At 59.8% G+C, this 24,760-nt stretch carries 21 protein-coding genes; 10 read left to right on the top strand and 11 right to left on the bottom strand.

The window, feature by feature from the left end; genetic code table 11:
- Positions 1–6: 6 nt before the first annotated feature.
- The 5 genes from QMK52_RS24615 to QMK52_RS24635 form a co-directional block, all read right to left on the bottom strand.
- The gene (locus tag QMK52_RS24615; RefSeq protein ID WP_194440425.1) at positions 7–633 is read right to left on the bottom strand and encodes a response regulator transcription factor; all 627 of its coding nucleotides are present in this window, start codon (positions 631–633) and stop codon (positions 7–9) included.
- 291 nt (positions 634–924) lie between these two features.
- Positions 925–1,641, bottom strand: a complete 717-nt coding sequence (locus QMK52_RS24620) for an MgtC/SapB family protein (protein WP_320403593.1) — start codon at positions 1,639–1,641, stop codon at positions 925–927.
- A 167-nt stretch (positions 1,642–1,808) separates the two neighbouring features.
- On the bottom strand, positions 1,809–4,514 hold the full coding sequence (gene mgtA / locus QMK52_RS24625) for a magnesium-translocating P-type ATPase (protein ID WP_320403594.1): 2,706 nt from the start codon (positions 4,512–4,514) through the stop codon (positions 1,809–1,811).
- Between the two features lie 479 nt (positions 4,515–4,993).
- A complete protein-coding gene (locus QMK52_RS24630) occupies positions 4,994–5,338 on the bottom strand; it encodes an antibiotic biosynthesis monooxygenase family protein (protein ID WP_194440424.1) in 345 nt (114 codons plus the stop codon).
- Positions 5,335–6,495 carry a cytochrome P450 gene (locus QMK52_RS24635; protein ID WP_194440423.1) on the bottom strand — a complete coding sequence of 387 codons (1,161 nt, stop codon included), beginning with the start codon at positions 6,493–6,495 and terminating at the stop codon, positions 5,335–5,337. Before QMK52_RS24635 ends, QMK52_RS24630 begins: the two co-directional genes overlap by 4 nt.
- A 74-nt stretch (positions 6,496–6,569) precedes the next feature.
- On the opposite strand from QMK52_RS24635, the gene QMK52_RS24640 reads away from it, so the two are divergent.
- The gene (locus QMK52_RS24640) at positions 6,570–7,307 is read left to right on the top strand and encodes an ArsR/SmtB family transcription factor (protein WP_005786968.1); all 738 of its coding nucleotides are present in this window, start codon (positions 6,570–6,572) and stop codon (positions 7,305–7,307) included.
- Between the two features lie 17 nt (positions 7,308–7,324).
- On the opposite strand, the gene QMK52_RS24645 is transcribed toward QMK52_RS24640, so the two are convergent.
- From QMK52_RS24645 to QMK52_RS24655, 3 genes are all read right to left on the bottom strand, one after another.
- Positions 7,325–7,669, bottom strand: a complete 345-nt coding sequence (locus tag QMK52_RS24645; protein WP_005786966.1) for an FKBP-type peptidyl-prolyl cis-trans isomerase — start codon at positions 7,667–7,669, stop codon at positions 7,325–7,327.
- 357 nt (positions 7,670–8,026) lie between these two features.
- Positions 8,027–8,647: a hypothetical protein gene (locus QMK52_RS24650; RefSeq protein WP_005786964.1), complete on the bottom strand. Its 621-nt coding sequence runs from the start codon at positions 8,645–8,647 to the stop codon at positions 8,027–8,029.
- A 78-nt stretch (positions 8,648–8,725) separates the two neighbouring features.
- On the bottom strand, positions 8,726–9,694 hold the full coding sequence (locus tag QMK52_RS24655; protein ID WP_019821429.1) for a hypothetical protein: 969 nt from the start codon (positions 9,692–9,694) through the stop codon (positions 8,726–8,728).
- A 203-nt stretch (positions 9,695–9,897) separates the two neighbouring features.
- Between QMK52_RS24655 and QMK52_RS24660 the strand changes: the two genes are divergently transcribed.
- Both QMK52_RS24660 and QMK52_RS24665 read left to right on the top strand, forming a co-directional pair.
- Positions 9,898–11,394, top strand: coding sequence for a helix-turn-helix transcriptional regulator (locus tag QMK52_RS24660; RefSeq protein ID WP_320403595.1), 1,497 nt, complete (start codon positions 9,898–9,900; stop codon positions 11,392–11,394).
- Between the two features lie 103 nt (positions 11,395–11,497).
- The gene (locus QMK52_RS24665; protein WP_005786957.1) at positions 11,498–11,770 is read left to right on the top strand and encodes a DUF1652 domain-containing protein; all 273 of its coding nucleotides are present in this window, start codon (positions 11,498–11,500) and stop codon (positions 11,768–11,770) included.
- Here the strand turns inward: QMK52_RS24665 and QMK52_RS24670 are convergent.
- Both QMK52_RS24670 and QMK52_RS24675 read right to left on the bottom strand, forming a co-directional pair.
- Complete coding sequence (locus tag QMK52_RS24670; RefSeq protein ID WP_005786955.1) at positions 11,733–12,926, bottom strand: MFS transporter; 1,194 nt, start codon at positions 12,924–12,926, stop codon at positions 11,733–11,735. The genes QMK52_RS24665 and QMK52_RS24670 overlap by 38 nt on opposite strands.
- Before the next feature lie 88 nt (positions 12,927–13,014).
- Complete coding sequence (locus QMK52_RS24675; RefSeq protein WP_005786954.1) at positions 13,015–13,323, bottom strand: RcnB family protein; 309 nt, start codon at positions 13,321–13,323, stop codon at positions 13,015–13,017.
- A gap of 268 nt (positions 13,324–13,591) precedes the next feature.
- Between QMK52_RS24675 and QMK52_RS24680 the strand changes: the two genes are divergently transcribed.
- The 3 genes from QMK52_RS24680 to QMK52_RS24690 all read left to right on the top strand — a co-directional run bounded on the left by QMK52_RS24680 (position 13,592) and on the right by QMK52_RS24690 (position 17,545).
- A complete protein-coding gene (locus tag QMK52_RS24680) occupies positions 13,592–14,149 on the top strand; it encodes a helix-turn-helix domain-containing protein (RefSeq protein ID WP_032803410.1) in 558 nt (185 codons plus the stop codon).
- Between the two features lie 11 nt (positions 14,150–14,160).
- Positions 14,161–15,507: a glutamine synthetase family protein gene (locus QMK52_RS24685; protein ID WP_320403596.1), complete on the top strand. Its 1,347-nt coding sequence runs from the start codon at positions 14,161–14,163 to the stop codon at positions 15,505–15,507.
- A 178-nt stretch (positions 15,508–15,685) separates the two neighbouring features.
- Positions 15,686–17,545, top strand: a complete 1,860-nt coding sequence (locus QMK52_RS24690; RefSeq protein ID WP_320403597.1) for a DUF3857 domain-containing transglutaminase family protein — start codon at positions 15,686–15,688, stop codon at positions 17,543–17,545.
- 123 nt (positions 17,546–17,668) lie between these two features.
- Here QMK52_RS24690 and QMK52_RS24695 read toward each other — a convergent pair whose 3' ends face one another.
- Entirely contained in the window at positions 17,669–18,562 is an 894-nt protein-coding gene (locus QMK52_RS24695; RefSeq protein ID WP_005786946.1) for a LysR family transcriptional regulator, read from the bottom strand.
- A gap of 129 nt (positions 18,563–18,691) precedes the next feature.
- Between QMK52_RS24695 and QMK52_RS24700 the strand changes: the two genes are divergently transcribed.
- The 4 genes from QMK52_RS24700 (at position 18,692) to QMK52_RS24715 (ending at position 24,760) form a co-directional block, all read left to right on the top strand.
- The gene (locus QMK52_RS24700; RefSeq protein WP_320403598.1) at positions 18,692–20,359 is read left to right on the top strand and encodes a GMC family oxidoreductase; all 1,668 of its coding nucleotides are present in this window, start codon (positions 18,692–18,694) and stop codon (positions 20,357–20,359) included.
- Between the two features lie 91 nt (positions 20,360–20,450).
- Positions 20,451–22,073, top strand: a complete 1,623-nt coding sequence (locus tag QMK52_RS24705; protein WP_320403599.1) for an MFS transporter — start codon at positions 20,451–20,453, stop codon at positions 22,071–22,073.
- A 166-nt stretch (positions 22,074–22,239) separates the two neighbouring features.
- On the top strand, positions 22,240–24,189 hold the full coding sequence (locus QMK52_RS24710; protein WP_320403600.1) for a DNA topoisomerase III: 1,950 nt from the start codon (positions 22,240–22,242) through the stop codon (positions 24,187–24,189).
- A 130-nt stretch (positions 24,190–24,319) separates the two neighbouring features.
- On the top strand, positions 24,320–24,760 hold the full coding sequence (locus QMK52_RS24715; RefSeq protein WP_005786938.1) for a CBS domain-containing protein: 441 nt from the start codon (positions 24,320–24,322) through the stop codon (positions 24,758–24,760).

Raw genomic sequence — 24,760 nt, forward strand, 5'->3', positions numbered from 1 at the left:
TGCAGCTCAGATGAGATGGTTGCGCTGGGCAAACTTGGACAAGTGCACTACCGAAGACATACGTAACTTCTCCTTGAGTCGAGTCTTGTAGGTGCTGATGGTCTTGTGGCTCAGCAGCATTTTCTCGGCCACTTCCTTGTTGCCCAGCCCCAGGGCCAGCATCTGCAATACGGTCAATTCACGGTCCGACAATGACTCGATCATTTGCCGTTCCGTTTCCTGCAGGTCATCACGGCGTACCGAACTGGTCGGCAAACTGGGGAAGCAGCTGTAGCCCGACCTGATCGCCCTGATGGCTTTAATCAACTCGTCCAACTCCCCGGTCTTGGCCACGAACCCCATGGCGCCGGCACGCATACAGCGGGTAGAAAAGAACATCGCCATGTAGGAGGTGAGCACCAGAATCTTGCACGGCAGGGCCAGTGCCTTGACCCGGCTGATAACCTCCAACCCACCCAGTTTTGGCAGCGCAAGGTCGAGAATAATCAGCTCGGGACGTTGCTCCCTGGCCAACTGCATTGCATCTGCCCCATCCCCTGCTTGGTAGATTTCAGTAAACCCTTCCGATTTCAGAAGGTGTTTGACCGTCGCGCGGATAAACGGATGGTCATCCACAATTAATGCTTTGCTCATAAAACTTCCCTATGTGGACAAAATACCCTTACACATCACACCGGGACTGGATACCTGTGAGAAATGACAGTTCCGACGAGCGGCACTGCACACCCTCATGACGATAACCAGGCGGTGTCTGGCCCCCTTCAATTAACTCAGCATAACCACGGACGCAGGACCACAACGACCCAACAGCCGCAAGTGCGCAACCTTAGCAACGCCAAGATGTTTCAATTGAAGGGATATTCCTGACTACGTGTAGGATTTTTCCACAACCAAGCTTAGCCAATCCTGGCGTGCCCAGAGGGGTCAGTCGGTAGTACTCGGGCTCCAGAAGGCCTGTACCACCAGGGTTGAGGTGGAGATGCGCGTCACCAGTGCATCCAGCTCGTCGCCATCGACCGACGTTGCGGCCAGGGTGGCCTCGATTTCCACTTCTTCACTGCCGAATGGTCGCACGTCGACATCGCTGGCCGGGTAGTTACAGCGCGCCAGCTCGGCTTCCAACAGGACCATCACAGCCTGTTGCTGGCTGCGCCGCGCAATCACGTAAAGGATGTTGGTGACCTCTGCCGATACCACGTCCAGTGGCTGGCGGTTGATGTTGTTGACGATCGGTCGCAGCAAGGTATTGGCCGCCAGCACAAACAGCGTGCCCAGCAATGCCTCAAGGATCAGGTCGGCACCGGCACAGGCGCCCACCGCCGCCGAAGCCCACAGGGTGGCCGCCGTATTGAGACCACGCACATTGCCTTCTTCACGCATGATCACACCGGCCCCCAGGAAGCCGATGCCCGACACCACGTAAGCGACTACACGCACAGCGCCTTCCGCACCACCGAGGCGGCTGGCCATGTCGACAAAAATCGCCGCGCCCACCGCCACCAGCACATTGGTACGCAAGCCCGCGGTGCGCTGGCGGTACTGGCGCTCGAAGCCGATCAAACCACCCAGAATAAACGCCGCGCTGAGGCTGACCACGGTATCGATCAGGGAGTTGAGGTTGATGTTGTTGATTGCCTGCATAAAAAAATCTCCATGAATGCAGCGGCAAATTGGAAGCACCGCAGGTCCCTGTGAGAGCTGGCTTGCCTGCGATAGCGGCGCGCCAGCCAATGAATCAGGCGACTGATACACCGTCATCGCGGGCAAGCCCGGCTCCCACAGTTTTTTGCGGTGTTGCATAAAACGTATTACTGCCAGCCAAACTTGCGGATGTAGTAGCCCTTCACCGCTTGGGTCAGCGCCATGTACGCCAGCAAAATCACTGGCAAAAATACGAAGTACAACGACGGCAGCGCCTGCAATTTGAAGTAGTGCGCCAGCGGCCCCATCGGCAGAAAGATCCCCACCGCCATGATCACGCCCGTCATCAGCATCAACGGCAGTGCAGCGCGGCTTTGCAGGAATGGAATTTTCGGCGTACGGATCATGTGCACGATCAGGGTCTGGGTCAGCAGCCCCACCACGAACCAGCCGGACTGGAACAGGGTCTGGTGGTCCGGGGTGTTGGCATCGAACACATACCACATGAGTGCGAACGTGGTGATGTCGAAGATCGAACTGATCGGCCCGAAAAACAGCATGAAGCGCCCCACCTCCCCCGGCTGCCAGCGTTGCGGCGTGGCGAGCATTTCGTCATCGACGTTGTCGAACGGAATTGCAATCTGCGAGATGTCGTACAGCAGGTTCTGCACCAGCAGGTGCATCGGCAACATCGGCAGAAACGGGATAAACGCACTGGCCACCAGCACCGAGAACACGTTGCCGAAGTTGGAGCTGGCCGTCATCTTGATGTACTTGAGCATGTTGGCGAAGGTGCGCCGGCCTTCCAGCACGCCCTCCTCCAGGATCATCAGGCTTTTTTCCAGCAGGATGATGTCGGCCGCTTCCTTGGCGATGTCCACGGCGCTGTCCACGGAAATACCGATGTCCGCCGTGCGCAGCGCCGGCGCGTCGTTGATACCGTCGCCCATAAATCCCACGACGTGCCCATTGGCCTTGAGCAGGCGCACGATGCGCTCCTTGTGGCTGGGTGTGAGTTTGGCAAACACATTGGTGGTTTCCACGGCCTGGGCCAGCTCGACGTCGGTCATGGCTTCGATGTCGTTGCCCATCAGCAAGCCTTGTTGCGCAAGGCCCACTTCGCGGCAGATCTTCGCCGTGACCAGTTCGTTGTCGCCGGTCAAGACTTTCACCGCCACGCCATGGGCCTTCAGTGCCTTGAGAGCCGGAGCAGTGCTTTCCTTGGGTGGATCGAGAAACGCCACATAACCGATCAACGTCAGCTTGTTTTCATCCGCCAGGCTGTAGGTATCACGCCCGGCCGGCATCGGCTGCGCGGCTACTGCCACCACACGCAGCCCTTCTTCGTTAAAGGCGGCGGTCACTTGGCGAATGCGCGCCAGCAGCTCTTCGCTCAATGCTTCATTGACGTCGCCATGGCGCACGCTGGTGCACACCGACAAAATCTCTTCCACCGCCCCTTTGCAGATCAGCAGGTGCGGCTGATCCCGCTCGGCCACCACCACCGACATACGGCGGCGATTAAAGTCGAAGGGGATCTCATCCACTTTGTGAAACGCGGTGCCGACCTTCAGCTCGCGATGGATTTCCACATGCTCCAGCACCGCAACATCCAGCAGGTTTTTCAGGCCGGTCTGGTAGTAGCTGTTGAGGTAGGCCATTTCCAGTACGTCTTCGGACTCCTGGCCCCACACATCCACATGACGCGCCAGGAAAATCCTGTCCTGGGTGAGCGTGCCGGTCTTGTCGGTGCACAGCACGTCCATGGCGCCGAAGTTCTGGATCGCGTCCAGGCGCTTGACGATGACCTTCTTGCGCGACAAAAACACCGCGCCCTTGGCCAACGTCGAGGTGACGATCATCGGCAGCATTTCAGGGGTAAGGCCCACGGCAATCGACAACGCGAAGAGCAGCGCCTCAGTCCAGTCGCCCTTTGTAAACCCGTTGATGAACAACACCAGCGGCGCCATCACGAACATAAAACGAATCAGCAGCCAACTGACCTTGTTGACACCCTGCTGGAACGAGGTAGCCCCACGGTCAGTCGCCGTGACCCGTTGCGCCAAGGCCCCGAAATAAGTGCTGTTGCCGGTGGCCAGGATCACCGCCGTGGCCGCGCCGGACACCACGTTGGTACCCATGAACAGAATGTTTTCCAGCTCCAGCGGGTTACGGGTTTGGGCGTCCTGCTGATGGGCGAACTTCTCCACTGGCATGGACTCACCGGTCATCGCCGCCTGGCTGACAAACAAGTCCTTGGCGCTGAGCACGCGACAGTCGGCTGGGATCATGTCGCCGGCCGACAACACAATCAGGTCGCCCGGCACCAGTTGCTTGATCGGCAGCTCAATGCGTTTGGCAGCGTCGCGGCGCAGCACCGTCGCGGTGTTGCTCACCATGGCCTTCAAGGCGTCGGCGGCCTTGTTCGACTTGGCTTCCTGCCAGAAGCGCAACAGGGTCGAGAGCACCACCATGGAGAAAATCACCGTGGCGGCCTTCATGTCTTCGGTCAGCCAGGAGATCACCGCCAGCAAGGTCAGCAGCAAGTTGAACGGGTTTTTGTAGCAGTGCCACAGGTGCACCCACCACGGTAGCGGCTGCTCGTGTTCGACTTCATTAAGGCCGTATTGCACGCGCAGCGCGTCGGCATCCTGGGTGCTCAAGCCCTCGGCGTGGCTGCCCAGCACACCCAGCAATTGCACGGCGCTGCGGTTGGCCGACGCCACCAGGGTGTGCGCCAGGCTGGGCGGTACTTCGCGGCTGACACCGGCGTCGGTCACAGTCTCAAGCATCGCCAGACGGCGAAAATGCCGAGCGATATGCCGGGTCCGCAGGAAACCGGCGAAGAACTCTTTAAGCAGCGTGAGGTTCATGGTGTAGCTCCTGCGCGAGGAAAACCGCCGTGCAGGTACGGCCCGTCCACACCGCGCCCGTCACACAGGCACAGCCGAACCTGGCCCGCCCACCGTAAAAGGCAGGCGCGTCCGTAGCATCCAGGCGTTACCCCGGTGCTGGTCAGCGTCGATGAGAGGGATTCAGGCAGGCGCCAGGACGGGCCACTGCCGGGATACCGCTTCTCGCTTTGTGAGGCGAGACAACGGCATCTGGAAAATGCGCGTTACCTTGCCAAGTAGATGCCGGTTACCGAAACCGGCCGACGACTGTCACTCGAACAAGTACCCACTGAGGGTCTCCGCTATTAATGAAAACGCGCGAAGCTTACGCCCCGATGGTGGCCGAGTAAACTGTAGGAAAGTGCCAGCGTGGAGAATACGAAAATTCTTCAGGATGGGTTCAGGTAATGACTCTAGGAGCGAGCTTGCTCGCTCCTAGAGCAGGCGGTGTGCTGCTTTCATTCATGAGCTTGCCTGCTATCGGCCGGCGCTTGGACACGATCTTCGAGACTGTAATCGCGCACTACCTGAGCAATACGCAGGTGGTAGTCAGCAAAAACCTGCCGACGGCCTTCTGATTGAGCTGCTCGATGTAGCTCAAGGCTGCGCCACTGCTGGATTGCTTCCTCGTCACGCCAGAATGATAGCGAGAGCAGTTTTCCAGGTTCACTGAGGCTCTGGAAACGCTCAACTGAAATGAAACCATCGATTTGAGCAAGCAGCGGCTTGAGTTCGGCAGCGAGGTCGAGATAACGCTGGTAGTGCTCCTCGTGCGGCCAGGCTTCAAAAATAACAGCGATCATTGTTGAGTCTCCTCATCACGGCAGAACTGCGGGATACGGCCATTCAGGGAAGGCAAATAACGCCAGCGATAATCACGGGCAGAAGCGTTGGGCTGTCGATGCAAGAATGCCGAAATCACTTCTGAGGCAATAGCCAATGCCAAGGGTTGGCCTGGACATTGATGTCTGCCTGAGCCGAAGCTGAAGGTTCGTCGTTGCGCTCGCTTGAGCAAGAAGCTGTCGGGGTCTGGGTTGGCGCTGGGGTCTCGGTTGGCAGCAGCGAGCAATAATAAAATGGTATCGCCCGCCTCTAAAACGCTGTCGCCAATCGTGCATCGCCTGGCAACAAACCGCCGAGTGTTTTGTACCGGTGAATCGTGGCGCGCGACCTCTGCCACCCACTCAGCGACAAGCGTCGGTGTGGCTTGCATGCCTTCAAACAGCTCAGGCTTACGTTGGAGCGCTATGAGGCTGTTGCCGATCAGCCCGGCGGTGGCTTCGCAGGTCTGTGACAATAGCCCGATCAGATTCGCTATCAATGCATCATCGTCTTCCCAGGCTGAAGCGTCGTAATCGCTATAAAGACGGCCCAACACACCACTACCTTTATCATCGTTATTCAGCAGCGCCTGGAGCATCTGGCTCAGCCGTGCCGCCGCGCAATGGGCTTTACCGAGTTGAGCCTCGTCACTTAACGGCGACAGACAGGCAACAAAATCCCGTGTCAGCTGCGCGACTTCCTGTAACTGGCTGGATGTGAAACCTATCAAAGTCGCAATGACCGAAACCGGTAACGTGAACATCCACTCATTCGGGTTATCGCCCGAGATATCAAATGTCTCCACAACCTGCGCCACGAGGCCTGCGATATTTTGCGTGCCCATCGAGGCCAGGATGGGCTCGATAACCCCGCGCGGGCACTGATGTTGCGCCCCCTCGTTCATGCGCATCAAACGACCGAAAATATGGCCTGCGGCGCCTTGCCCAAGGGCAGCCGGAATCGGCTCGTGCAGTGGACGTACAAGGCAGTCGGGATGTTCCAGAATGGCCTGGACAACGCCGGCGCCACTGGCAATCCATACACCAAGATCTGCATCGAACAACAGTTCCCTTTGCTGCCTGAGGCATGAGTAATAAACGTAGGGATCGACATGAGTAGCGGCTTCAAACGGCGTCATTTTGGCAGTCCTTTTCACAAAGAACGGCTACTATCGAGCAATCGTCACCCCCACAATTCGCTCAGGAACGAAATATGGATTCCCAAAGCAATGACACTGCTGTTTCCCGTGTCGCAGGCGCCATTGCGGAGCCCGCGAGGACGAAAATGCTTTGTTCGCTGATGGACGGTCACGCCCGTACCAGCACCGAATTGGCAGTCATCGCCGACGTCAGCGCATCCACGGCGAGCGCGCACTTGGCAAGGCTCAAAGAGGACGGTTTGATAAAACTGAACACGCAGGGCAGGCACCGCTACTTCAGCCTGGCAGACGCGCACGTGGCCCAAGCTATTGAAGCTCTCATGGTGATCAGCCGAAACGCGCAGACCCAGTTCGTTTCGCCGGCCCCCAGTCGATTGCAGTTGGCGCGGACCTGTTATGACCACATGGCAGGATCCCTGGCTGTACAACTGCACGACTATTTCATCGACGCCGGCTGGTTGAGCATGCCAGTCGCTGGTGACGGTACGTATCAGCTCACCGCAGAGGGCGAAAAAGCGATGACAGGGCTCGGTGTCGAGATAGAAACCGTAAGGGCACAGCGACGTCGTTTCGCTTGCTCATGCCTGGATTGGAGCATGCGCCGCCCTCACCTCGGCGGCGCACTGGGGGCCGCTGTTCTACAAGCCGTTATAAGCCGCAAATGGGTGATCCAGGACCTTGATAGTCGAGCATTGGCCTTGACGCCCAAGGGGCGAAAGGAGCTGTACGGCAGATTTGGGATCACGGTTGAAAGCAAGGAGCTGGAGAAATCAAGCGCCGCCTCCATATGAGGCCATATTCAATCTCTTCAATCATCCCGCGTCAGCACTTCCAGCAGTTCAATCTCGAAACGCAGGTTACTGTTGGGTTTGATATGCGCGCCCATCGAGCGCTCGCCATAGGCCAGGTGCGCCGGCACGTACAAGGCGCGCAGGCCACCAACCCGCATGCCCATCAAGCCCTGGTCCCAACCCTTGATCACGCGACCGGTACCGATCACACACTGGAACGGTTTGCCCCGCTCCCAAGACGAATCGAACACCGTGCCATCTTCCAGGGTGCCGGTGTACTGGGTGGTGATCAGCGCGCCCTTGACCACGGTTTTGCCAGTGCCCAGGCGGATGTCGGTGACTTGCAGTTCGTCGTTGCTCATGGGGGTCTCATTGAAGGGTGAAAGGCTGGGTTTTCCCAGATTCGGCTGGGTTTGGCAAGCGTAGGAACAGTCGGAACAATGACATTTCCCTTTAACTTGAAGGACCCTTGCGAGAGAATCCCAACCGCTTGCGCCGTTCGAATCACGTGGCTAGTCTTCGTTGGTCACTGCCAATTAGATAGCCGTCCGCTGTCAGGCTGCCAACAGCCTCGCCACAGAACCAGCGCCGTACCGCAATCTACTGTGGGAGGGGGCTTGCTCCCGATGGCGGTGCATCAGCCCCTGCATCATTGACTGACACCCTGCTATCGGGAGCAAGCCCCCTCCCACATTTTGATTTGCGTGCAGCCCCGGTTTCTACAACCAATGCCAGAACCGGCTCCAGAAGCCTCGCCCCAACTCATCCTTGCACCCGGCATATTGCCGCGCATACATCTGCGAGCGCGCCTGTACCTTGCTCGCTACCGGCGGCAGCCAGGCTTTGCTGGCGTAGGTGCGCTGGCGATAGCCGCCCCAGCCTTCGTGGTAGTTCAGGTATTGGCCGTAGGCGTCGTATTTGTAGACACCGTTGATGGTGTACGTCTTGTCCATGTACCAGCCGATAAAGTCGATGGCGTCGTCGAAGTCTTCGCGATCAGCACCACTGCGGCCGGTGGCTTTGCGGTAGTCGTTCCACACTTCATCCTTGGCCTGGGCGTAGCCCGCAGCGGTGGACACTCGGCCCCAGGGGATGATCCACAACAGGTATTTACGCGGGGTCTTGGCGTCGTAGCGAAAGCCCGACTCCTGATACATGATCGCAAACGGCACCTGGATCGGCACGCCCCAGCGCTTTTGCGTGACCTTGGCGGCGTCGTACCAGTCATCTTTTTCGCGAAAGATGCCGCACAGGTCGTTGGGCGTGCGTGGCGGCGAGGTGCCGCACGCCGCCAACAGAGAAGTGAGTAATAACAGTCCAACGGCTTTGCCTGCGCTCAAGGGGCACCTTTGCGGGATACGGGTAAAAGGCCAGCATTTTACCCGTTCCCACAGGCGGCGTCCTTGCCGCAGACAGTTTTACGCCAAAGGCACGCGACGGGTAGTCAACGCGATACGACCGATAAAGAAGCTCAAGGCCGCGCCCAACAGCAGCATGGCCAAGGTGCTCCAGGCAGCGCGGGACAATTGCTTGGCCGCCACTTCACCGGCTTCACGGGCTTTTTGTTCAGCCTGTTTTTTCAGCTCATCGACCTTCTGCATGGCTTGCTGATAAGCCTGGGCATAGTTGTCGACAATCTGGGTGGCTTCTTCTTTGCTCTTGCCGGTACGGGCCGCAACGATGTTGACCAGGGCCTCTTTATCCGCTGCATTCAAGGCTGGCTCGCCCGACGCTTTCACGCGTTCAAACCACTGCTTGAGCTCGTCACCGGCCTGAGCAGGGTTGGTCGCTGCATCGGTGGCCGACTGTTTGCCATCGGCAGCCGCCTGGTCGGCTTTTTGCTCAACGTTGGCCGGGTCCAATTCCGCCTTGCCGCTTTGCTTGAGCAAGGTATCGAGTTGGCCTTGCAGGCTGTTCCAGTCCAGCTCGATCCCCTGCTCGTTCAGCTGCTGCTTGATGCTGTTGCCGATCCCCGGCGCTGCGGCCGCAATGCCACTGCCGGCAGCAGACAAGCCTTTACCCACGACGTTGCCGGCAGTGCCGACGACGCTGGAAGCCAAGCCTGCCAACAGCCAGGTGGTCAACAAGGTGGTCAGGGTCCAGGTCAGCACCCCGTGCAGGCCGCCGCGATCCGGCGCCGTACGTCCAGCCACAAACGCACCCAATGCGATGGCGACCAAGGTCGAGACAAACAACCAGATACCCGCACCCGTGCCGAAGCCGCTCAACGGGTTGCCTGCTTCCATCGGGTCAACGGCGCTGGCGCCGATAGCCGTCCCCAACACACTCAACACCAGGTAGGTCACCAGTGCGATTGCACTACCGGCCAATACCGAGCTCCATGACACACGAAATAGCGATCGATTGGTTTCATAGACAGTGGTCATACAAAGGTCCTTTTCAAATTTGGGAGCAAGGCAATACGCCTTGTTGAGTGTGAGTGTGGCGAAACGACATACGTTCAGTCCTGGCCCATATGCACCAGACCGGCTGGTGCATTCGCACTCCCCCCGAGGCAAATTCTCTGCACTATCCTGAAGCCGGGATGTCGTACTCGAATGCACTCAAGCCTCGCCCCCTCGGAGACGTTATGACCCAGGATGTTCTCGCCAAAGAAACCAATCGCCGCCAGTTGCAGCAGATCATTTCCGGGTTGTCCGACGGTGTGATTCTGGCCGAGGTCGACCAGACCATCCTCTGGGCCAATGACGCTGCCTTGACCATGCACGGGGTCAGCGCCGTCGAAGACCTGGGCGCCAATACCGAGGCCTACGCCGAGCGTTTCGCCTTGCGCTATCGCAATAACCATCCTTTACAGCTGGACAGCTACCCGTTAAGCCGCGTGGCCGCTGGTGAAGATTTCAGCGATGTGGTGGTGGAAGTCACCCCTGCCGCCGACGAGAGTCGCTACTGGGTGCACCGCTTGCGCAGCCTGATACTGTCCGACGCGCAGGGTGAGCCGGAGTTGCTGGTGCTGATCCTCAGCGACGCCACCGAATGGGCGAGCGCCGAGCAACGCTTTGAAAAAACCTTCAACGCCAACCCCGCACCCGCCGTGATCTGCCGCCTCAGCGACCTGCGCTACATCAAGGTCAACCAGGGTTTCCTGGAGATGACCGGCTACAACCGCGACCAGGTCATCGGCAAATCCGTGTATGAACTGGACGTGCTGGAACAGGCCGAGCGCAAAGACCTGGCGATCCAGCGCCTGGGCGAAGGCGCAACTATTCCGCAAATGCAGGCCGAACTGAGATTGCCCGAAGGTGGCAGCAAACTGGTGATTGTCGCCGGCCAACCGTTGGACATGAACGAGGAAGACTGCATGTTGTTTTCCTTCACTGACCTTGAGCCGCGACGCAAAGCGGAAGTTGCCCTGCGCCAGAGTGAAGAGCGCTTCGCCAAATCCTTCCGCCTGACGCCGGTGCCGACCCTGGTGTGCAGCGCCGACAACCGCCAGGTGGTGGATGTCAACGAAGCCTTCATGACCATCACCGGCTACATCAGCGAGGAGTTGATCGGCAAATCCATCGAAGACATCAACTTTATCGACAGCCCCCAGGCCGGCGCGCAGTTGTTCGCCACCCTGGAAAAAGCCGGCAACCTCGACGGCCAGGACCTCAAGGTGCGCAAGAAAGGCAACGAGGTGATCGACTGCGTGGTGTCCGCCGACACGGTGATCATCCAGGACGTGCCCTGCTACCTGCTGGTGCTGATGAACATCACCGAACGCAAACGCTCGGAGCTGGAACTGGTGGCGGCCATCGAGGAAGTCATGCAGGACGCGTCCTGGTTCAGCCAGACCCTGATCGAGAAACTGGCCAACGCCAAGAGCGTCAACAGCCCCAACCTGCCGAATGTCTCATTCACCGACCTGACCGCCCGTGAGCGTGATGTGCTGGGCCTGATCTGCGAGGGCCTGGCGGACAAGGAAATCGCCTCGCGCCTGAAACTGGCGCCCAATACCGTACGCAACCACGTGGCCACGGTGTATTCCAAGCTGGGGGTGCACAGCCGCAGCGCGGCCATCGTGTGGGCCCGTGAACGTGGGCTGTTCGCCGGTGAATTGCGCCTTAAAACCAAACCCTGACCCTTGCAAATGCACTAGTTCACCTAGTGCGAATTCGCCTTATGGCGCGAGGGTGCACGCCATAACCTTCAAGGGATCGTATTTATGCCTTGAAGGAACCTGCATGTTTACCCTCTCTCAACTGCGCAACTGCATCGAAGAAGGCCTGTCACCGCTGACGTGCGAATTCACCCTGTGCCGGGATGCGTCCCTGACCCTCAAGGTCTACGACGCAGAAACCGGCCGTGTCGACCTGGTGGTTACCGGCATCAGCACCAACCGCCTGCAAACCCCCCAGGAAGTGGCGAAGATGGTGGATGAGTTGCGCTACGAACTGCAAAGCAACAACGTCGGCAAGCTCACACTGGATGATTTGCCTTCATCGCCGCTCCCATGAAATAGAACACCCCGCCGCCAACGATAAACGCCCCCAGCATGTAGAACATGTAGTGGGCCGGCAGGCTGGCCAGCACCAGACCACACAGCACCGGCCCCAGCGCGGCACCAAGATTGGACAAGTTCTGCGCCCCGTAATACATGCCCCGCAGGTGGTCCGGGGCGATTCGGTCGATAAACATGTACTCGGCCGGGAACACAATGATTTCTCCCACGGTAAACACCGCCATTGCCAATACCCACCACAACACGCTGGTGGACAGCGCGAACCCGATCAACCCCAGCATGAACATGCTCAAGCCCGCGATCAGCCACTGGCTGAGATAGCGATGCGAGATGCGCCGACCAATCAGGTACTGCAAGGCAATCACCAGCACGGCGTTGGTGGTCAGCACTGCGCTGATCACGGTGTAGGTGTATTCGGCGGTGGTGGTGGTAACCAGGTATTGAGACAGGTAGGCCGTGAACTGGCCGAACACCACCGCACTGAGCAAACCGCCGAGGGTGAAACACACCAGGCGACGATCTTGCAGCAGCACGCGGGCGACGGCCAGAAACGGCACCGGTTTTTGCGTGGCATCCACAGTGGCCAAGGTGCGGTCGCCCCACCGCCAATACAGCAGGAAAAAACCGAGCCCCAGCAGTGCCGACAGAATAAACGGCAGGCTGATATCCAGCTTGGCCACCATCGCCCCGAAGGCCGGCCCCACGGCATAACCGATATTGGTGAGGGTGTATTTGATGGAAAACACTTCACTGCGTGCGTCTTCGGGCAGCAGGCTGGCGAAACCGGCTTTCACCGCAATGTCGATGACCGCGTAGGCCAGGTTGATCAGGATCAGGCAGCCATAGAACGCCCAGATATCCTGCGCCAACAGCGTGCCGATAAATCCCAGTACAAACACCAGGCTCAATGCGAGCAACAGCCGATAACTGTTGATGCGGTCGACCAGGAAACCGCCGTATACGCTGAGCAGCGAGCCGACGATCAGCGAACTGCCGATCACCAGGCCAACCTGGCTAATGTCCAGGGCGAAGTGGCTGGTGAGGTAGATCACCAGGTAGGGAAAGGTGATGGCCTTGGCCAACGTCAGCAGCAAGGTGGCGCACAGCAGCAGGTTCACGGTGCGCGGGTAGGTTCTTATTGTGGCAAGCATCCTGCTTCTTTCCTGTGAAGGTAACGCGACCATTGCGGTCGGTTACCTTAACGCATGAACCACGAAACGAGCAGGTGGCCCGGCAGAATTATTTCTTGACCGGCGTAATCTCAAGGATAGTGCCGTTGGTGGTCTTGAGCAGGACGTACTTGTCGCCTACACGCGCCCATTGGCTCTCATCCTCAGGCTGTTTGAGGCCGCGCTTTTTCCAGTCTTTAATCGCTGATTCCTCGCGCATCAACATGTCCGGGGCGCGGTCCCCTTCTTTCAAATCACGGGCGTTGATGTTTGAAGGTTGCACGGTTTCCTGAGGGGTATCGCCGGCTTGCACTACAGCGCTGGCGGTGGAAAAGCTGGCAGCGACCAGCAGGCAAGCGGCTAAGGTTTTCGACTTCATGGGTGCTCCTTCAATTAATGGTGCGTACCCAGGTTCCGACCGCGGCGGCGCAGAATCATTCAGCCCGCTCAGTTTCCCCTGTGGCCAGCTCGGCCTTGCTGACCCATACAGTCCGGCCAACAATTGTCCCAATCGATCCGCATCCGATCGCGTAGTACAGCCCTGCAGCTCCTGTCCCAGCGAGAATAAATGCGCTTTGAGTTCCACCCCGATTGCCTCCATGAAATTAATCCTGTAATTTTTCATGAAATTATTCGAACTAAATTTCATGAACCAGCAACAAGAACTCGCCACTCTCGCGACCCTGATCCATGACCTGCGCAAGCACAAGAAACTCACCCTGGCGCAATTGGCGCAAAAGATCGAGCGCTCGGTGGGTTTTCTGTCCCAAGTGGAACGCGGGTTGTCGCAACCCACCGTCGCCGACCTGACCGCCATCAGCCACGCCCTCGATGTGCCCACCACCTATTTCTACAGCCTGCCCAAACCCAAAGCGGTGGACTGGGTGACACGCCCCAACGAGCGGCGCACGGTGTATTACGCCAATGGCATCACCGATATCCTGGTGTCGCCGAGCATGAACGGTGCTTTCTCGATGCTCGACAGCTTGTTGGCCCCCGGTGCCAACAGCGGCGAGCAAAGCATGAGCGATCGCGCCGAGCAGGCTGGCTTTGTGCTGGAGGGCGAGCTGACCCTGTGGGTTGAGGGTGAGCCCGATGCAGTCACCCTCTACGAAGGCGACAGTTTCCACCTGGCCAGTTTCGCCCACTGCCGCTACGCCAACCTGACCGACCTGCCCGCCCGCGTCCTGTGGGTTTACAACTAGGAGCTGCACCCGTGAAAAGCCCATCTGCAACGTTGCTGGCCGAAGTACGGACCTTTCGCCAGAACCACCCCGACGTGCGTTATGTCGACCTGATCGCCCTGGATATTCCCGGGCATTTCTACGGCAAGCGCTACCCGGTGGAGATGCTTGAAAAAGTCGCCGCCGGCAGCCCGTTGAAGTTGCCGCAGAACGCGGTATTGCTGGGGGCTCAGGGCGGGTTGTTCAAGATTGGCGACTACTGCTTCAACGACGGTGACCCGGATGCCAATCGCCGCCTGGTGCCGGGCACATTGAAGCCGGTTAGCTGGGAATCGCAGCCCTTGGGGCAAATGCTCATCACCTCGGACGGCACCGCAGCGCCGATCGAGTTCGAGCCCCGCGAAGTATTGACCAAGGTGCTGGAACGCTTGCAGCACAAGGGCATCCACCCGGTGGTAGCGTTTGAGCTGGAGTTTTACCTGTTCGATAAAAAGCTCGACAACGGCCTGCCGCAATTTGCCCGAGACCCGCTCAGTGGTGACGCCGACGACCAGCCCAACCTGCATATCGAGCGGCTCTCGCGCTTCAGCGAAGTGCTCGACGACATGGCGCAAACCGCCCAGGAACAGGGTATCGACATCACAGTGATCACGGCCGAGATTGGTCCCGGCCAGTTCGAGATCAACTTTGGCCACTGCGACGACGGCTTGCTCGCCGCCGACTGGGCCGCATTGTTCTGCCGCAGCACCCGGGGCGTGGCACTCAAGCACGGTTACCGCGCCAGTTTCATGGCCAAGCCCTACCTGCAATTTCCCGGCAGCGGCATGCATGTGCATGTCAGCCTCTACGACGCGGCGGGCAATAACCTGCTTGCCGCCCATCAACAGCAACCGCTGCGCCACGCCGTGGCCGGTTGCCTGGAGCTGCTGCCGCATTGCATGCCGATCTTCGCGCCCAACCACAATGCCTTGCGCCGCCTGGGTGGCACCGTCAACGCCGCCACCCGCGCCAGTTGGGGCTTTGAAGACCGTGACGCGTGCGTGCGCATCCCCGAGTCCGACCCGCGCAACCTGCGGATCGAGCACCGCCTGGCCAGCGCCGACGCCAACCCCTACCTGGTGCTGGCGGCGATCCTGATGGGCCTGGAGCATGGGCTTGAGGCCAAGCGCGAGCCGATCACATCGCTGAACGAAGACCGTAACAGCGGTACCGATTTCCCGGTGGAGATGCTCGACGCCGTGCGCGCCATGCAGCAGCAACCGGTAGTGCGCGACAAACTGGGCGCGGAATTTGTCGATGTATATTGCGAGAATAAGCGCCAGGATCACTTGGCTTTCCAGCAAGAGATTCATGCCCGGGAATATCGCTGGTTTCTTTAAAAACCGCCGAAACCGACTGGCAAAAAACCTGACTTAAGTCAAAGAAAGGCTCTAGCACGGGCCTTTCAGACGGATAAATTGTCGAACAATCCTGGCTTTTGCCGTTGAGACACATTATCATCCGGCGCCTTCTCGCTACCCGCCGGGTAGCTGTTTCAATGTGTCACCCGAGGCGCCCATGTACCGTTTTTCGTTTCACCGCCCTTTGATTGCCATCAGTCTGGGGCTTGTTTCCCATTCCGTCAGCGCTGCCCTGCAACCTATTGCCGAAGCGCCGCTGGCCAACGACACCGAATTGCACTGCCACTTCAACCGCGACGCCAGTACCGACTGCACCACCACTTACCGCTACACGATCCTCAAGCCCAACGGCCGCGAAATGCTTTCGCGCATCGACTTCGATTACTCCGAAGGCGATACCTTTGAGGTGATCAGCGCACAGTCCACCCAGCCTGGCGCCAAGCCGGTCCCCCTGGCGGCCACGCAAATCGACACGCGCAGCGCGCCCAACCCCGACCAGGGCTTCAGTCGCGACAAACAAACCTCCCTGGCCTTCCCCAACTTGCGCGTGGGCACAAAGATCCGTTACACCGTACGCCAGCACTACCCGGCCAAACCGCTGATGACCCAGTTCCATTACGTGCTCAAGTTCGGTCCCGGCGCGGCCCGCCGTGACCGCTTCAAGGCGCGCTTTACCGCTGAACGCCCGATCCAGTGGCGCAGTGAAATGTTCGACGCGTTCAACGTGACCCCTTCGAGCAACGGCAAGACCCTGGACGTGGCGCTTAAAGCCCCGATCTACCTCAACTACATCAATGAATCCTCCGCTGCCGCCCTGCTACGCATCCCACGCCTGGAAGTCGGTAGCGCCGTGGAACGCCAGGCTTACTTCGGTGATTTCGCCCAGCGTTACAACCAGATTCTCGGCGCCAACCTGCCGGCGCAAGCCGCCGCCGCCGTGGCCGCCGCACGCAGCCTGGCACCGGCCGAGCAAGTGGCTGCGCTAATGCAGCACATCAATGATCACTATCGCTACCTGGGTGACTGGCGGGCCAGCGAGCGTGGTTATGTGCCATTCAGCCTGGCGGAAATCGAGCAGCATGGCTACGGCGACTGCAAGGACCTGGCGACGCTGCTGACGGCCATGCTCAAGGCCAGTGGCATCAAGGCCGAGACCGCCTGGGTGAGCCGTGGCGATGTGGTCGATGCCTTGCTGATTCCGGGTACCCAGGCGCCTAACCACGCCATCGTGCGTGCCGAAGTGAATGACCAGGTGTGGTGGCTTGACCCGACCAATCCGGTCTTCGCCCCCGGCCAGATCATGCCCGACATTCAGGACCGCTGGGTGCTGGTCAACGACGCCCACGGCCAGGTGCGCGAAGAGCGCATCCCGCTGGAACGCCCCGAAGTCTCGATCCGCCTGGACAAACAGGTGCAGTACGGCAAAGAGGGAGATGGCGCGGTGAAGGCGACGATCACCTTCAGCCGCCTGCCGCTGATGCAAATGAGCGTTGCCGACCGCCAGCAAGGCACCACCGCCACCGACCAGAATATCTGCGCCAACTTCGGCAACGACATCAGCGACTGCCAGATCACCCGTGAACCTACCGGCTTTGTGGTGCATGACGGTTACAGCGTCACCGCGCGCATGAATGATCAGCGCGCCCTGGAAAAACTGGCCAATGACTATGTCTACACCGACCCGTCGTTGAAAGACCGTTGGGAGGGCTACATCAACTATCGCCGCCAGGGGCAGCAGGCCGACCTTTACCTGGGCAACCCGGAAACCTACGACTACACCTACACCCTGACAGGCGGGAAGATGGAAAAAGCCATCCCCGGCTGCACAGTGCGCTCGCCCTGGTACGACCTGGACCTGGACGGAAAACTGCAGGATGGCTCGCTGCGCTACCACTATCGCCTGAGCCAGAAGAAACGCTGGCTGACCCATGCTGAAGTGGCCAGTGATGCGTTCGGCAAGATGATTGACGAGGCTCGGGCGTGTGCCGAGCAGGTGCATCAGGTAGTCAAGCTCTAAAATCAAACTCAGATCAAATGTGGGAGCTGGCTTGCCTGCGATGGCGGCGGGTCAGCTTGCACATGAGTGACTGATACACCGCCATCGCAGGCAAGCCAGCTCCCACCTTTTAGTCCGTGTGTGTCAGCGGGATTCGCCGAGTAGCAAACGCTGCTCCCGTGCACACAACTCCACCACATAATCCCACAACACCCGCAACCGCACCGACTTGTGCAACTCCCGACGCGAGCTGATCCAGTAGCTGCGCTGGATGCTCTCTGCCGGCAGCAACGGCACCAAATCCTTGTCGCCAGCCGCCATAAAGCATGGCAACACGGCAATACCCAACCCCGAACGCGCCGCCTGGTGCTGGGCGATCACACTAGTGCTGTGGAACACCACCTTGGGGTTGCGACAGAAGCTGTTGAGGAACTTCAGTTCCTGGCTGAACAGCAGGTCATCGACGTAATCGATCCAGGCATGGGCGGCGAGGTCTTCGCGCTTTTCGATCGGCGGGTTGCACGCAAGATAAGCGCGGCTGGCATACAGCGCCAGGCGGTAGTCGGTGAGTTTGCGTGTCACCAATTGATCGACGCTGGGGCGTTCCAGGTGGATGCTGATCTCCGCTTCGCGATTGAGGATGCTGACAAAACGCGGTACGGCCACCAGCTCCACTTCCAGACCTGGGTAACGCTCGAACAACCCGCCCATGCGCCCGGCGAGGAACATCACGCCCAGACCTTCGGCCACCCCCAGTCGGATCTTGCCCAAGGGCGCGGCTGAGTGGGTGAGTTCGTCTTCGGCCAGCAGCGCCACGTTCTCCATGACTTCGGCATGTTTGAGCAGCGCCTCGCCCGCGGGTGTCAGTTCGTAGCCTTGGGCGTGTTGCACAAACAGCGCGGTGCCGAGGCTTTTCTCGATGGCCTCGATATGCCGGGCCACGGTGGCATGCGTGGTTTTCAAGCGTTGCGCGGCGGTGAGCAGGCGGCCACTGCGCTGCAACTCGAGAAAAAACCGCAGGTCATTCCAGTCGAACATATCGCCTCCATTGCCTGAGCCCGGACCGCGCTGTTTAAAAACGCACAGCAGCTGGGTAAAAACTAACATTTTTAAGACGAAAACTAACAACTAGGATGGGGTCAACAAGAAAAACAAGCGAGCCCCCAGATGCCCATTGCAACTGCTGAATACGATTACATCGTGGTCGGCGCCGGCCCCGCCGGTTGCCTGCTGGCCAATCGTTTGTCCGCCAACCCGGCCCACCGCGTCCTGCTGCTCGAAGCCGGTGGCCGCGATAATTACCCCTGGATCCACATCCCCGTCGGCTACCTGTTCTGCATCGGCAACCCGCGCACCGACTGGTGCTTCAAAACCGAAGCGCAGGCCGGCCTGCAAGGTCGCGCCCTGAGTTACCCACGGGGCAAAGTGCTCGGCGGCTGCTCGTCCATCAACGGCATGATCTACATGCGCGGCCAGGCCCAGGACTACGACGGCTGGGCGGCAGCAGGCAACACGGGTTGGGCCTGGAACGATGTGTTGCCGCTGTTCAAACACAGCGAAAACCACTTTGCCGGTGGCTCGGAATTCCACAGCGATGGTGGCGAGTGGCGCGTCGAGCAGCAGCGCCTGTCGTGGCCAATCCTCGATGCGTTTCGTGAGGCGGCAGCCCAGATCGGCATCGCCAACATCAACGATTTCAACCAGGGCGACAACGAGGGCTGCGGCTACTTCCAGGTCAACCAGAAGGCCGGGGTGCGCTGGAATGCGGCGAAGGCATTTCTCAAGCCGATCCGCCAACGCCCCAACCTGACTGTGTTGACGGAGGTGGAGGTCGACCGTGTGCTGCTGGAAAATGGCCGAGCCTCCCAGGTTGTCGGGCGCCAACACGGCCGACAGCTCAGCTGGAAAGCGCGCAAGGAGATCATATTGTGCGCCGGTGCCGTCGGCTCACCGGGCATTCTGCAGCGTTCCGGGATCGGCCCCACCAACGTGCTCAAACCGTTGGGCATTGATGTGGTGCATGAACTGCCGGGCGTGGGCGGCAACCTGCAAGATCACCTGCAACTGCGCCTGATCTACAAACTGGAAAATGCACGTACCCTGAACCAGATCGCCGGCACGCTGTGGGGCAAGATGGGCATGGGCCTGCGCTACCTGTACGACCGCAGCGGTCCGCTGTCGATGGCGCCAAGCCAGCTTGGCGCATTTGCCCGCTCCGGGCCGGAGCAGACGTCGGCCAACCTTGAATACCATGTGCAGCCGCTGTCCCTGGAGCGCTTTGGCGAACCGTTGCACGGCTTCCCGGCGTTTACCGCATCGGTCTGCGACCTGCGCCCGCAAAGCCGCGGCCGCGTGGATATTCGCTCGGCCAACCCGGCAGATGCCCCGCTGATACAACCCAACTACCTCAGCCACCCCGAGGACTTGCGCGTGGCCGCCGACGCCATCCGCCTGACCCGGCGCATCGTCGCCGCGCCCGCCTTGAGCCAGTTCAAACCGGTGGAATACCTGCCTGGCGATGCGCTGCAAACCGAAGCACAACTGCACGAAGCCGCGGCACGCATCGGCACCACCATTTTCCACCCGGTGGGCACCTGCCGCATGGGCGATGACAAGGACGCCGTGGTCGACAGCCAACTGCGTGTGCATGGCATTCCCGGGCTGCGCATTGCCGATGCGTCGATCATGCCGCGCATCACCTCCGGCAATACCTGCTCACCGACGCTGATGATCGCGGAGAAGGCCGCGCAGTTGATCCTTTCACCGAACACTGTAGGCGCGAGCTTGCTCGCGAAAAACCCACCCGCACCGCGCACCGCAGGGCACCCCGCGTAATCGTTAACGGTATATGAAGTTGAAAAACAGCGGCGCTGAGGTTGGCGCCGACAGTGGGACAACAATAAATAATCACTGTGAGGGACACCCAATGTCAGAACATGCTCAACCCCTGGGCTCGGCGGCCAGTGCAAGCACTGCCAACGAATCAAGAAAAGTCATCTTCGCCTCGTCCCTGGGGACGGTGTTCGAGTGGTATGACTTTTTCCTCTACGGCGCCCTGGCGGCGGTGATCAGCAAGCAGTTCTTTGCCGGGGTCAACGACACCACTGCGTTTATCTTTGCCTTGATGGCCTTCGCCGCAGGCTTCGTGGTGCGCCCGTTCGGAGCATTGGTGTTCGGCCGCCTGGGCGACATGATCGGGCGCAAGTACACCTTCCTGGTCACCATCATTTTGATGGGCGTGGCAACCTTCTGCGTCGGGCTGCTGCCGACCTACGCCAGCATCGGCATTGCCGCACCGATCATCCTGATCGTACTGCGTATGTTGCAGGGCCTGGCGCTGGGCGGCGAGTACGGCGGCGCGGCCACCTATGTGGCCGAACATGCGCCACCCGGCAAGCGCGGCCTGCATACCAGCTGGATTCAATCCACCGCCACCCTCGGCCTGCTGCTGTCGTTGCTGGTGGTGCTGGCCTGCCGTTACTTCACAGGCGATCAGTTCGAAGTGTGGGGCTGGCGCATCCCGTTCCTGTTTTCCATCGTGCTGCTGGGCATCTCGACCTGGATCCGCATGAGCCTGCACGAGTCGCCGGCCTTCCTGAAAATGAAAGAGGAAGGCAAGGCCAGCAAGGCGCCGATCCGCGAATCGTTCGGTAAATGGGAAAACCTCAAGGTCGTATTGATCGCGCTGTTCAGTATCAACGGCGGGCAGGCCGTGACCTTTTACGCGGCGCAGTTCTATGTGCTGTTCTTCCTGACCCAGTTCCTGCGCATGGACCCGGCCCTGGCCAATATGTTGCTGATCATCAGCGTGGTGATTGGCGCGCCGTTCTTTATCCTGTTTGGCTGGCTGTCGGACAAGGTCGGGCGCAAGCCGGTGCTGATGCTCGGCCTGCTGCTGGCGACCGCGCTGTACTTCCCGATCTTCAAGGGCCTGGCGCACTACACCAACCCAGCGATGGACCAGGCCAGCCGACAGGCGCCGATTACCGTGCTGGCCGACCCGGCCACCTGTACTTTCCAGTTCGACCCGGTGGGCAAGGCGCGTTTTGACAGCCCATGCGACAAGGTCAAGACCTTCCTGGTCAAGCAGGGCCTGCCCTACAGCAGCGCCGCCGCTCCGGCAGGCAGCCCGGTGCAGGTGAGCGTGGGTGATGTGCGCATCGACGGCTTTGACGAGGCGGCACTGCGTGGCGCCGTGACCCTGGCCGGCTACCCGTCTTCGGCGGACGTGGCCCAGGTCAACAAGGTGATGGTGGTGGTGCTGATCGTCGTGCTGATCCTGATCGCGGCCATGTGCTACGGGCCATTGGCGGCGCTGATGGTGGAGCTGTTTCCGACGCGTATCCGCTACACCTCGATGTCCCTGCCCTACCATATCGGCAATGGCTGGTTTGGCGGGTTCCTGCCGACCGTATCCTTTGCCCTGGTGGTGTACACCGGCGATATCTTCTATGGCCTGTGGTATCCGGTGGTGGTGACTGGGGTGAGCTTGATCGTCGGGTTGTTCTGCCTCAAAGAAACCCGGCATGTGGATATCGATGACAACTGAGTTCGTTTGAACACCGAAGATCCCTTGTGGGAGGGAGCAAGCCCCCCTCCCACATTTTGGTTGTTGTTGCTCACACATATTGCTGTACATCCATACAGATAATGGTTGCTCAAATCCTTCTGACTAAGCATCCTGCAAGGCATCAACCCGATCTGATGTGATGACCATGCGGCTGTACCTCTGTGAAAAACCCTCCCAGGCCAAGGATATCGCGGCCGTGCTCGGCGCCACGCGCCGCGGCGACGGCTGCTGGCTGGGCAACCGGGTTACTGTCACCTGGTGCATCGGGCACCTGTTGGAAACTGCCCCGCCCGACGCCTACGACGCCAAATACAAACGCTGGGTGCTGGCCGACCTGCCGATCGTTCCGGAAAAATGGAAGATGCTGGTCAAGCCCAAGACCGCCAGCCAGTACAAGGCGGTCAAGCGCTTGCTGGGGGAAACCCAGGAGCTGGTGATCGCCACCGATGCTGACCGTGAGGGCGAGATGATCGCGCGTGAACTGGTGGAGCATTGCCGCTACCGCGGGCCGATCCAGCGGCTGTGGCTGTCGGCACTGGACGAGGCCTCCATTCGCAAGGCCCTGGCGGCGCTCAAGCCGGGCGCCGAAACCTTCAGCCTGTATCACTCGGCCCTAGGCCGCTCCCGCGCCGACTGGCTGATCGGTATGAACATGAGCCGCCTGTTTACCCTACTGGGGCGCCAATCCGGCTATCAGGGCGTATTGCCGGTAGGCCGGGTGCAAACCCCGACCCTGCGCCTGGTGGTGGACCGTGATCGCAGCATCGCCGATTTCGTACCGGTGGCGTATTGGGCCATTGATGTCGACCTGCGTCACGAAAGCATGACCTTCACCGCCCAGTGGCGCGCCAATGAAGATGCCTGCGATGATCAGGGCCGTTGCCTCAACCCGCAACTGGCGCGGGACGCTGCCGACGCCATGGGCAACGCGAACGCGGCGCGGCTGGTAAAGCTGCGCACCGAACGCATGCGCGAAGTCGCGCCCCTGCCCTTTGACCTCGGCACACTGCAGGAAATCTGTTCCAAAAAGCTCGGCCTGGGCGCCCAGGAAACCCTGGATATTGCCCAATCCCTCTACGAAACTCATAAGGTCATCACCTACCCGCGCAGCGATTGCGGCTACCTGCCGTTGAGCCAGCACAGTGAGGCGCCAAAGATCCTCTCGGCGCTGGGCCGTGCGGATGCGGCGGTCAACGAATTGATGCCGCACATCGACCCTCAACGCCGCTCGCGGGCCTGGAACGATGCCAAGGTCAGCGCCCACCACGGCATCATCCCCACTGGGGCGGGCAAGGATTTAAGCCAACTGACCGGCAAGCACCGTGCGGTCTACACCTTGATACGCGCGCGCTACCTGGCGCAGTTCCTGCCCAACCATGAATACGACCGCACCCAGGCAGATTTCGACTGTGCCGGCCAGGCGTTGCGTGCGGTGGGCAAGGTCATCATCGAAGCCGGCTGGAAACGCGCATTGCCCGAGGCACTGGCGCCCGCCAAAGGCCGTGAAGCGCCCGCGCCCCAGGCCTTGCCGACGCTGGTGCAGGGCCAGGACTACGCCGTGGCCAAGGTCAACCTCAAGGACCTGTGGACCCAACCGCCCAAGCCCTTTACCGAAGGCGACCTGATCAAGGCGATGAAAAACGTCGCCAAACTGGTGCAAGACCCGCTGCTCAAGCAAAAGCTCAAGGACACCACTGGCATCGGCACCGAAGCCACTCGCGCCGGGATCATTCAGGGCTTGCTGGACCGCGGTTACCTGGTGAAAAACGGCAAAGCCCTGTCGGCAACTCCAGCCGCGTTCAGCCTGATTGACGCGGTGCCCCGCGCCATTGCCGACCCAGGCACCACCGCCATCTGGGAACAAGCGCTGGACATGGTGCAAAGCGGCGAAATGAGCCTGGAAGAATTCGTTGCCAAGCAGGCGGCGTGGATGAGCAAGCAGGTGGCGCGCTGTAACGGTATGCGCATGACCATCACCGGCCCCGCCAGCCCGGCAGGTCGAGGTGCCACGCCCTGGAAGAAGAAACGCAAGAGCGCTCCACGCAAGGCTGCGGCCAGTCCAAAGCGCACAAAGAAACCGACAACTGTGGGCTAGAACACGTAAAAATCCGGCAAATGACGTTTTTCGACAGGTTTAACGCCGCTTTGGGTCTTGCCCTGCCGCAGGCCGTCTAGGATTCTTTAGGGGACCCTGACTACCTAAAAACAACACCGGAGTGGCCGCCATGAAAACCGTCGCACAATTGCTCAAAGCCAAGGATCAGAAAAACCAGGACGTCCACACCATTCAATGGGACCACACGGTGTTCGAAGCGCTGGTGCGGATGTCTGAGAAAAACGTCGGTGCCTTGCCAGTCGTCAAGGAAGGTGTGGTCGTAGGGATCATCAGCGAGCGTGATTACGCACGTAAACTCATTCTCAAAGGCCTGTCGTCGGTGACCACTCGGGTCGACGATGTTATGAGCTCTCCCGTCATCACCGTCGACACCCATAAAAGTGTCGAGGAATGCATGAACATCATGACGGACAGTCACCTGCGCCACCTACCGGTGGTCGAAGACGGCGAACTGTTGGGCCTGCTGTCCATCGGTGACTTGGTGAAGGAAGCCATCGCCGAACAGGCTGATCTGATCAAACAGCTGGAGCAATACATCCGCGGCGAATAG

The organism is Pseudomonas sp. P9_2, assembly GCF_034008255.1.
GTDB classification, from domain to species: domain Bacteria; phylum Pseudomonadota; class Gammaproteobacteria; order Pseudomonadales; family Pseudomonadaceae; genus Aquipseudomonas; species Aquipseudomonas synxantha_A.